The organism is Klebsiella sp. K5-45 (genome assembly GCF_030128605.1).
Classification (GTDB): Bacteria; Pseudomonadota; Gammaproteobacteria; order Enterobacterales; family Enterobacteriaceae; genus Klebsiella; species Klebsiella quasipneumoniae.
Genome location: NZ_JAKUZW010000071.1, coordinates 1 through 528 on the forward strand (window position 1 = coordinate 1; position 528 = coordinate 528).

2 protein-coding genes are annotated in these 528 nt (G+C 43.9%); both read right to left on the reverse strand.

Annotated elements, in window-relative coordinates; translation table 11 throughout:
- Window positions 1-395: helix-turn-helix domain-containing protein (locus MKS11_RS27525; RefSeq protein ID WP_284109805.1), on the reverse strand; the 395-nt coding region annotated here is incomplete at its 3' end.
- A partial coding sequence (locus tag MKS11_RS27530; RefSeq protein WP_114268193.1) for a Rop family plasmid primer RNA-binding protein occupies window positions 395-528 on the reverse strand: 134 nt, incomplete at its 5' end. The genes MKS11_RS27525 and MKS11_RS27530, both read right to left, overlap by 1 nt.

The window sequence follows — 528 nt, forward strand, 5'->3', positions numbered from 1 at the left end:
GGGGAATGGGGTGGTGAAGAAGGTTCGTGCTTGTGCTCCAGAAGCTGCATAGCCTGACGAAGGGAATCAATATGCTCATCTCGAGCCTTAACAGCCCCTTTAAGACCATCGTTTTCAGCTTCAAGTAGAGCGATTCTATGTTGTAAATCATGTAAACCAACGCTGTTAATACTTGTAGATTCTGCGTCACTTTTTACATCATATTTTACAGTATCGATGACACCATCAAGAGAACCAAACACTCTAATAAGCTCTGAAGTATCAATAACTTTAATAGCCTTCCCGTGCTTTACAACAGAGGTGTAACTTAACTTCCCACTGTTAATCATCTTGTAAATTGTGGGACGGCTAACCTTAACAAGCCGTGCCGCTTCACTAATAGACACTCTGGCCATCAATTACCATCCTGTAATTCATCCAGTCTCGAGGACAGTGTACGGAAAAGATGCTCCGCATCATCGTGGAGTTTCTCACAAAGGTCGGCCTCAACATCGAGATCAAGCTCGTTAAGCTTCTCCAGCAGGAGCA